General features: G+C 57.3%; 7 protein-coding genes. 4 read left to right on the top strand and 3 right to left on the bottom strand.

Annotated features, from left to right (window positions below; translation table 11 throughout):
* Positions 1-468 precede the first annotated feature (468 nt).
* Both HY011_18830 and HY011_18835 read left to right on the top strand, forming a co-directional pair.
* Complete coding sequence (locus HY011_18830; protein MBI3424996.1) at positions 469-2,649, top strand: dihydroxy-acid dehydratase; 2,181 nt, start codon at positions 469-471, stop codon at positions 2,647-2,649.
* Between the two features lie 272 nt (positions 2,650-2,921).
* Complete coding sequence (locus HY011_18835) at positions 2,922-3,263, top strand: DUF5335 family protein (protein MBI3424997.1); 342 nt, start codon at positions 2,922-2,924, stop codon at positions 3,261-3,263.
* A 55-nt stretch (positions 3,264-3,318) separates the two neighbouring features.
* Here the strand turns inward: HY011_18835 and HY011_18840 are convergent, their stop codons facing one another.
* The 3 genes from HY011_18840 to HY011_18850 are packed head-to-tail and all read right to left on the bottom strand — an operon-like array spanning position 3,319 to position 4,837.
* Positions 3,319-3,735, bottom strand: coding sequence for a hypothetical protein (locus HY011_18840; GenBank protein MBI3424998.1), 417 nt, complete (start codon positions 3,733-3,735; stop codon positions 3,319-3,321).
* Between the two features lie 51 nt (positions 3,736-3,786).
* Positions 3,787-4,407, bottom strand: a complete 621-nt coding sequence (locus tag HY011_18845; GenBank protein MBI3424999.1) for a DUF2867 domain-containing protein — start codon at positions 4,405-4,407, stop codon at positions 3,787-3,789.
* A gap of 13 nt (positions 4,408-4,420) precedes the next feature.
* Complete coding sequence (locus HY011_18850; GenBank protein ID MBI3425000.1) at positions 4,421-4,837, bottom strand: hypothetical protein; 417 nt, start codon at positions 4,835-4,837, stop codon at positions 4,421-4,423.
* 282 nt (positions 4,838-5,119) lie between these two features.
* Between HY011_18850 and HY011_18855 the strand changes: the two genes are divergently transcribed.
* Complete coding sequence (locus HY011_18855; protein MBI3425001.1) at positions 5,120-6,028, top strand: alpha/beta hydrolase; 909 nt, start codon at positions 5,120-5,122, stop codon at positions 6,026-6,028.
* A 206-nt stretch (positions 6,029-6,234) separates the two neighbouring features.
* Complete coding sequence (locus HY011_18860) at positions 6,235-8,964, top strand: SUMF1/EgtB/PvdO family nonheme iron enzyme (protein MBI3425002.1); 2,730 nt, start codon at positions 6,235-6,237, stop codon at positions 8,962-8,964.
* The last annotated feature ends 212 nt before the right edge of the window (positions 8,965-9,176 follow it).

The raw sequence follows: 9,176 nt of genomic DNA on the forward strand, positions 1-9,176 counted from the left end.
AGGCCGCGAAAGATGCTGGGTTGAACCTTTCTGAATGGATTCGTCAAACCTTGAAAGAGTCTTGGAATAAGAAACAGCGCAAGGCGAGAGCCGACGCGAGGGCGAATCCGTAGGATTAAATTTTGAAATTAGGACACGGCCGACACTGCCGACTGGGGCATGGCTTTGCCTTTTATTAGGGATGCTGTTAGGTTTGCGGGCATTGATGGCGGCTGACCCGCGCCCGACACTAGCACTCGCGGCGTGAGGCGAACGCACACTGCGCATACCTGAAACGATTGCCCTTTTTTCCAAGCCAAAAGCGTTTTACCCGACGTTGCGCGTCGTCCGGAGATGACGAAAAGCACGCGCCGTCAGCGTCCGGCAAGCTGCCAGCTTGTCGTGAATCCCGCTAGCTGCTTGATCCGCTGACCGCGACAAGCTGGCTGCTTGTCCGACATTCCTTGAGGAGCTTTGACTGTGGCTGACATGATTCGCATCACACGCGGTGACAACCCTTATCAACGTGAAGTGCAAGGCAAAGCCAATGAGCCGATCTGTGTCGCCGGCGTATTGGATCGCGCGCGGCTGTTGTTCGGCAGGCGCGACGTCACGTATTCGCTGGCCGAGATCGTCGAGCGGCTGGATGAAAACGTCCCGCGCATCGCCATCATCGGGGGTTCGCCCGATCATCCGGCGCACATCATGGATTTCGAGACGACGGCGCGCGCGGCCCTGCGTATCTGGGAAAACGGCGGCGTGCCTTTCGCCTTTTCGACGCCCGTGCTGTGCGACGGCACGGCACAATCGAATGCCGGGATGTGCTATTCGCTGGAATCGCGCAATGCGATGACCGCCATGATCGTGAATCAGATGGAGGCGCAGTGCTATCACGGCGCGTTTGTGATTCAAGGCTGCGACAAACAACCGACCGCCGCTATCGTGGCGCTGGCCGCGCTGGACATCACGCGGCGAGCACGCGGCGATGCACCGGTCTTCGCCACGTTCGCGCCCGCCCACGTCTTGAAAGGCGGCAGCTTCCCCGACGCCCTGCGCGCCGAGATCGAAGCCTTAGCCCAACACGCCGACGCGCACAATCAAGCGGCCATCGCGGACGATATGCGCGACGCCTTGCAATACGTTTTGCAATGCACGACCAATCAGGCCTTTCAGGGCGTCTTCACGCGCGCCGTCGCCGCCGGGCTGCTGACGCAAGCCAAGCGTAAAGAATTGGAAAAGCAATTGGCCGTGCATACCTGCGACAGCAAGGGCGGCATTTGCGCCTTCAATGGCACGGGCAATTCGTCGCGGCACATCGTGGCGGGCATGGGGTTGGTGCATCCGGCGCTTGAACTGCTGACCGAGCCGCCGGATCAAACGCGCGTCAATGCCGCCGTGGATGCGCTTTTCACCTACTGCAACAACCCTGATTATTCGGTGGCCGAGATGGTCAAGCGCAATCTCGAAAATGCCGTGCGGATTCATTCGACGACGGGCGGCTCGACCAATCTGATGATGCATTTCGTCGCCTGCATCATCGCCGCAGGCGTGGATTTTTCGATTCAGGAGTATGACCGCATACGCCGCGCCACGCCGATTCCCGATCTGTTCGATTACAGCCTGACGCAGGGCCGCACGATCTTTGAACTGGCCCAGCAATGCTGCACCGGGCAGATTCGCGGAATGGAAACGGTGATGTACGAACTGCTCAACAACGGCGTGCCGATGCGGCTGGACGCGCCGACGGCGACCGGCACGACCTGGCGCGCGCGCTTGGCCGATACGACGAACCTGGCTGCCACGGGCGTGCAAAACAATCCGATCATTCTGAGCAAGCCGCGCCGCCCGATTAGCGGCATTGACGTGTTGAGCAGCAATTTCTTTGATTCGGCAGTCGTGAAAATCAGCGGCATGACCGATGCGCAACTCGATGAGTTCGACACCAAACTCGCCATCGTGCTCTATTTCGAAAACGAAGACGAAGCCAACGCCAAGCTGCTCGACGATCACTTTCTGGAATCGGTCAAGCAACACGCGGCGCTCACACAGCAGGACTTGCTGCGCATTTACGGGCATAACACGCAGCAACCTGCAACCGAGCAGATAGCGGCGCTTTCACGCGCTGAACTCTTCGATCACCTGCTGCACGAGCACCAGCTCAAATTCGCCGTCGTCATCAGCGGCCAGGGTCCTGAAGCTTTCGGCATGCCTGAGATGTTCACGCCGATGCAGCACATCAACGCCAATCGCCATTTGAAAAAACTGGCGCTGCTCGTGACCGACGGGCGCTATTCCGGCGTCAGTTACGGCGCGGCCATCGGCCACGTCACGCCCGAAGCCAGACGTCGTGGCGGCATTCTTTATTTGCAAACCGGCGACTTGCTACAAACCAATCTGCGCGCGCGCGCAATCGTGTTTGTTGATAAAGCTGCTTTGCGGGAGGAAGGCGCAGTGCGCGCCTTTTCTGGCAATCTCGCCGCCGAACGGCAGGCTATCGGCGAAGAACGCTTGCAACACATTCGCCAACGCCGCTTGCAGATCGTGCCGACCAATCGAATGGATAACGTGACGGATGCCGCGCGTGGTGTGGTGCCGCTGGGTTTGGCCGAATGCGCAACCGAGAGTGTTGAACCGTTGCTCAAATTGCAGCGGGCGCAGGCTGGCGACTGAGGCGAACCAAAACGCACATTCAACCAAACTATCAAAGGGGCAAGCGGCCAGCGCGTTTGCCCCTTTGATATTTCGCGCCGCAGTTTTCCCCACCGCAAAGCATTGCGAAAAATGGCTGCGAAGATTCACGCAGCCGGGAACGTTGGGTGGGCGCACAGTTGCGCGGGCTTCACCATCCCTCAGTTGGCATACCGGTTGCTGATTTGCAGGGTGTATGGATTGGAAACTGTTTCGCAGACTTTCAATAACAAAAGTAACCGAAGGAGGGCATTATGTCAGAAGAAGTCAAACGTGAGGACTGGGCAGGCTTTTGCAATGAATTCAGCAAACGCAATCAAGCGCGGCTGACGCGCCTGGAAATTTTTGGCGAAATGGGCGCGCAGGAAGAAGAGCGCTCTTTGCCGCTAAACGGGATCAGCCTCGCCGAGGGTGGCACGAAGCTGGAAATCCTGCTCGGCGGCGCAGCGATCAATGACCCGCGTCATCTGACACATACCATCGAGCACGTCACCAATGTCTATGCAAAAACGGCGGCGGATGGGCAGGACGAGGCCTTAGAGATTGTGGATGCCGCGGGTACCAAAACGCTGCTCCGGTTTGAGTCGAGAGCGTAGCAGCCTGTTTTGAGTTAGTCCCGCGACTGCGCGCTCCGTTATTCGCGGGACTAATTCAAAACGTAGCCCTTAAACTTAAATCCTTCCAGCCATGCAATTTGGCTGCGATGTAAGGTGCGAGGAAGAGAAAACTCAATCCAAACAGCATCAGCCCGCCCGCGCGCACATCGTAATCCGCCAGCAGCCGCTCCCAAGTAAGCCCTAATACCAAGCGGCCCAAAGCGAATTCAAACAGCAACGTTAGCATTACCCAAAGCCCGCCAATCAGCAGCAACTCCTTCATCCTGCCGGCTCGCAGCCAGCGAATGAATAGATAAGTGAGTCCCAGAATGATGAGTGAGCCGGTCAATACGCTGACCTGCCGGGCACGCAAATCGCCGAGCAGCGGGGCGAGCAGCAATTGCCGCAACGTACCGTGCAACGATTCGGCGGCCATCAAGACCAGCCAGACAGCCAATGCTCTGAAAATCATCTCAAGATGCCCTTGAATGAAAACAATGCGTTTCGCCCTCGCCGGTCTCTCTTACACGGCAACTTTTTCAGGCGCGTGAACGGCTGGCGGAAACGTCTCAGCCCAACGTTTGCGGCTGTGCTTTAACATCGAGGGATAGATGATCCCTTTCAACAGCGGCGTCACCAACGCCATATAAACGGGGGTGAACCAATTGAGCTTCTTCACATAAACCGCGAGGTAAAGGTTGTAGCCGTTGCTCGTGCGTTCCGTCGCCAAGAGCCAGAAGCAATGCACCGTGTGATTGACGATCTCGGCCAGAAACTCATTCTCGAAGCAATAGAGCACACGGCTAATCCCCTCGACGTGCCCTGGCGGAATAAGCGAGCGTGCTCGCTCTTCCGCGCTCAGCCGTTCAAGATACGTCACCGCAGCCGTCAGGCGTTGATCATCATCCCAATGCAAAACCTGCCCGATCAAGCCACGCAACCAGAAGAGGGCTTTCGTCACCGGCCCAGCCTCAAATTCACCAGGTTGGCTGGATTCTGTCGCGGCCCTGATCTCGCGCAACGTCATCTTCGGGCGGCCTCCCGGTAATTCAAGCCGGTAAAGCGTGCGCAAGGGCACGCCGGCCAGGAAGCTGTGCACGCGCAAAGGCTGTTGCATAAATTCACGTACAAGTTCTGTTTGCATAATCGCCTTCCTTTCAGCGGCGGTTGCGTTCGGCATAATCCTCGGAGGAGGCAGGATCAAGTTCCCAACGATGACGATCACGCTCTTTGACCTTGTCCAGCGAACGCAATGATTCGTTATCATCGAACATCAAGCCCGCACCTGCGCCCAACTCATCCACGAGGCTTTGATCGGGCGTGGGGTTTGCGCCCCCGACCGACTCTTCGCCGACATCCGCGTCCTCCCAGGCGGCGTCAAGATCGCCGCCCGATAGTTCGGGGGAGTATTCGTGATGCTCCCGCAATCGCGCGTTGAAGAGAAATTCGCCACCGGGACCGCCGAGCTTGGCGGCTTCGGCAAATTCCTCTTTGACCTCTTCTGACGGTTCGGGTTGAGAACTTTCAAACCGGCCTAAATCAATCGAATGTGGTGCTGTTTTTTGTCGCGTCATATTGCCCATCCCTCCATTTAACGGTACTGGTAGGTGCAAACTGCGCGCCGGGGGGTTCGTCTTGGCATGGGCTGAAAAGGTGGGGAGCATTTCGCAGCGGCGTGCAATTTTCAACAGCCAACGCGAGAGAAACGCTGTTACTTGCCCAAGGCCTCAGGCAATTTCTCAAAGCGTTTATTCGCAGGAATGAAATCGCTATTGCCCTTTGAGCGCTTCTTCTTTACCCTTCGGCTTGACCAACCGAAACCCATCTTTCGTGACTGTTTCACCAGGAGCACACCGATGAAGAAAATACTGTTTTGCTGTTGCCTGACGCTGTTGTTGGCGCTATCCGCCACCGCGCGTGACAACAACGACCTCGACGCCAAAGTCGAACACGGCTATGCCGATTCGAATGGCGTGAAGATTCACTTCGCGGCCTTGGGGCCGAATGCCGCGCCGCTGGTCGTGATGATTCACGGCTTCCCCGATTTCTGGTTCACTTGGCGCGATCAGATGGTGGCGCTGTCGAAGGATTACCGCGTCGTGGCGATTGACCAGCGCGGCTACAACCTGAGCGACAAACCGAAGGGCGTCGAGAATTACGACATGCAACTGCTGGCCGGGGATGTGGTGGCGGTGGTCAAGCACCACAAACGCGACAAAGCCATCATCGTTGGTCACGATTGGGGCGGGATGGTCGCTTGGACAGTGGCGATGTACATGCCGCAGATGGTCGAACGGCTCATCATCCTGAACCTGCCGCACCCGACCGGACTGTCACGCGAATTGGCGAACAATCCGGCGCAGCAGAAGAATTCGCAATATGCGCGCAACTTTCAACAGCCGGATGCGCACACCAAGATTAACGCCGAGGGGATTGCATTTTGGGTAAAAGACCCCGAAGCCAAGAAAAAATACATCGAGGCATTCAACCGTTCTGACCTTGAGGCGATGCTGAATTACTACAAACGCAACTACCCACGCGAACCTTACCAGGAGAACAAAACGCCTCTGCCCAAGGTGCAATGTTCGGTACTGATGATCCACGGGTTGGGCGATACGGCGCTCTTGCCGGGGGCGCTCAACAACACCTGGGAATGGCTGGAAAAAGACCTGACTTTGGTCACGGTGCCCAAAGCCGGACACTTCGTTCAGCAAGATGCCTCAGATTTTGTCAGCCGAAGTATGAAAATGTGGTTGGCTCGCTAAGCTGAAATATGGTAAACATTCGCGCCGAGCATAGTGCACTTGTGCTATTTTCCCGGCAGAAGCCATTTTGAATGATGTGGCGCACACATTATTGAGCGGCGACCGAATGTGATTTCAATCTCCCCCCACCTACCTGCACGCTCAGGTAGCTTGGTGTTTTGATGGGTGCTTGGGTGGGAAATAATAGTTTCCCCTGGTGAGTTGCTGTGGGCGTTGAATTAGCTCCGACAATCGAAGGAACCGTCCTGAATTACCGCTATCAGGTTGAACAGGTGTTTAACGACAAAGGCGGCATGGGACTGATTTATCAGGCGACCGACCTGAATTTGCGCAGCACGGTCGTGCTGAAAAAGTCCCGGTTTGTGGACGAACAGTCGCGCTCGGCTTTTGAACGCGAGGCGCGCTTGCTTTACGGCTTGCGCCATAACGCCCTGCCGCGCGTCATTGATTATTTCATCACGGAAGACAGCAGCCAGTTTTTCGTCATGGAATTCATTCCCGGCCAGGACCTCAGCGAAATGCTCAGCGACCGCATCGAACACGGCGAAGGCCCCTTCCCGATTACCCAGGTGCTGGATTGGGGCGATCAATTGCTGGATGCTTTGCATTATCTGCACATGCACAACCCGCCCATCATTCACCGCGACATCAAGCCGCAAAATCTGAAACTGATGCCGAATGGGCAGATCATCCTGCTCGATTTCGGGTTGGCTAAGGGCGCGGTGTCGGGGATGACCTTGGGAAGCGCCAGCATTCAGGGCTACACGCCAAATTACGCGCCGCTCGAACAAATGCGTGGGTCGGGGACGGATGCCCGCAGCGATATTTATTCGCTGGCCGTAACCATGCATTGCCTGCTTTCAGGCCAAATGCCGCCGGACGCCGTTTCGCGTGCTATTGAAACACTCAGCGCACAACCTGACCCGCTCCGCCCTTTGCAGGAAATCAACCCAAGCTTTCCCGCGCCTGTGTCAGAAGCCTTGCAACGGGCCTGTTCGCTCAATCAGAACGAACGTCCGGGCACCGCACTGGCAATGCGCGACGTGTTACGGCAAACGCGCGCCAAACTTTCACGCATAGATTCGCAAATCCTCTCGGAATTAAAATTCGACACCCATCCGGGTTCGAAGCCCAACCCACCGCGCACGGCCAGTGACGACTCACCCAAACGTGAAGTGAATTCACCCGGCGAGAGACCAGCAGAGAAATCGCCATCACGTCACGTTGCGGAGGCGCCCAGCGTCAGAGCAGTCGTCGAAGCAACCAATGCGACGCCGCAAGCTGTGCGAGAGACTACGCCCAACGTTGCCGGGGCCGATGTCAGCGCGGAAAGGGCCACCAACCTCAACCTCCAAACACCTCAACCTCAACCGTTACAACCGATGGCGAAGGCAGCGCCTGACGCAGCGCTTCAAGCTGACAGCCCGTCGCCTATCGTTCAGGCTCAAGGGGCATTGGTCAATGCCCCTTCCGCGCCAACGCCATTCGCGAAGCCCGTTGCCACACCAATGGCGGCAGCGGTTGCTGAAGCCATACCGGAGCCGCAGGCTTATGACACGGTCGTCACCTTCACTTCCGAAGCGCCGGGTGAAGCCGAACCTGACCGGCAACGCTTTGATACGATAGTGGGGTTTCCGGCGGAAGCGGGCGAAGCGGTAGAAGAACACCAGCGTTTCGACACAGTCGTAGATTTTCAACCTGGTCACCTCGAAGAGACTGAAGCAGACCGGCAACGCTTCGAGACGCTGGTCAATGTGCCTGAGTCGCTTGATAAAGAAGCCGTCCCTGCGTTAGCCGAAGCCGTGCCTGCCCCAGTTGCGCAACCTGCCAAAGATGCGTCATCCCCAACCCCAGCGGAGTTGCGGCCCACCAGTCTTTTTGTCATTGAACATAAAGATGACGGCAAACGCATCTTTGAGCCAGACCCCTCATTATCAAAAGGACGGAAAGGACCTAGTCCTGCGCCCAAACTGGTGCAGGAAGCCAAACCCGCCAGCCCGCCAGCGCCTGAACCGGCGAACGGCTGGGGACAGCCAGCGCCGCGCCCCCTCAACGCCAACCCCAAAGCCAACCAGCGGCCCTTGATTGATCAACCGACCTCGTTGCGGCGCGAGGTCACGCTGGAACCTGAAGTCGAGAAACCCAGTCAAGGCGATGTGCTGCCCAACATTGATCTGACCGGCGTGATTGCCACGCCGAATCCAACCGCCGTCTCCCCCAAAGGGATGCGTTCGTACACCGAAGTCATTGCGCTCAACGTGCGCATGGAGATGCACGCCATTCCGGGTGGCGAATTTTTGATGGGTTCGCCCGAAAAGCAGGGCTATGCCGATGAATATCCGCAACACCGGGCCACGCTCTCGCCTTTCTATATCGGCAAATACCTCATCACGCAGGCGCAATGGCGCGCGGTGATGCGCACGAATCCCAGCCATTTCAACGGGCCGAACCATCCGGTTGATAGTGTCACTTGGGATGAAGCTTTCGAATTCTGCCGCCGCTTGAGTTACGCCACCGGGCGCATTTATCGGCTGCCCACCGAAGCTGAATGGGAGTTCGCCTGCCGTTCGGGCATGCAAACGCTGTTTAATTACGGTGATGAAGAGGAATTTATCGTGCAGTATGCTTGGTGTCTGACCAACTCCGGCAATCACACGCATCCGGTGGGCGAGAAAAAACCGAATGGCTGGGGTCTTTATGATATGCACGGCAATGTCTGGGAATGGTGTCACGACTGGTACGCCGCCGACTATTACCAGCACAGTCCGAAGGTCAATCCCTTCGGCCCTGCCAAAGGCACCTCACGTGTTTTACGCGGCGGCTCCTGGTATAGCCTGCCCAACTACTGTCGCAATGCCGGACGCAGCAACCATCAGCCTGATCTGCGTGATCCCCTGGTCGGCTTCAGAGTCGTGTGTGAGGCGCGGAATACCTAAACGCGGCTCGTCTCAGTAACTGATGTTACGCAGGCGAAGAATTGCAAGAAGGGTTGACACCCTCTGTGTGCCGGAGGCACAGCGGATTTTAGCCGGTGGTGGAGGCCTCGCCGCAACCACCGGAAGCAGGCGCACACGCCCCGCGCCCCGGGAGGGGCGCAGGACAAGCCTCCACAATCAACAGCCACACCACGGTGTCTAACCTTACTCCC

The sequence above is a fragment of the Acidobacteriota bacterium genome, from assembly GCA_016196035.1.
GTDB lineage: Bacteria > Acidobacteriota > Blastocatellia > RBC074 > RBC074 > JACPYM01.

What these genes read in the sequence shown, in the direction of transcription:
- HY011_18830 (MBI3424996.1), top strand. Translation starts at nt 469, where the DNA reads ATGATTCGCATCACACGCGGTGACAACCCTTATCAACGTGAAGTGCAA.
- HY011_18835 (MBI3424997.1), top strand. Translation starts at nt 2,922, where the DNA reads ATGTCAGAAGAAGTCAAACGTGAGGACTGGGCAGGCTTTTGCAATGAA.
- HY011_18840 (MBI3424998.1), bottom strand. Translation starts at nt 3,735, where the DNA reads ATGATTTTCAGAGCATTGGCTGTCTGGCTGGTCTTGATGGCCGCCGAA.
- HY011_18845 (MBI3424999.1), bottom strand. Translation starts at nt 4,407, where the DNA reads ATGCAAACAGAACTTGTACGTGAATTTATGCAACAGCCTTTGCGCGTG.
- HY011_18850 (MBI3425000.1), bottom strand. Translation starts at nt 4,837, where the DNA reads ATGACGCGACAAAAAACAGCACCACATTCGATTGATTTAGGCCGGTTT.
- HY011_18855 (MBI3425001.1), top strand. Translation starts at nt 5,120, where the DNA reads ATGAAGAAAATACTGTTTTGCTGTTGCCTGACGCTGTTGTTGGCGCTA.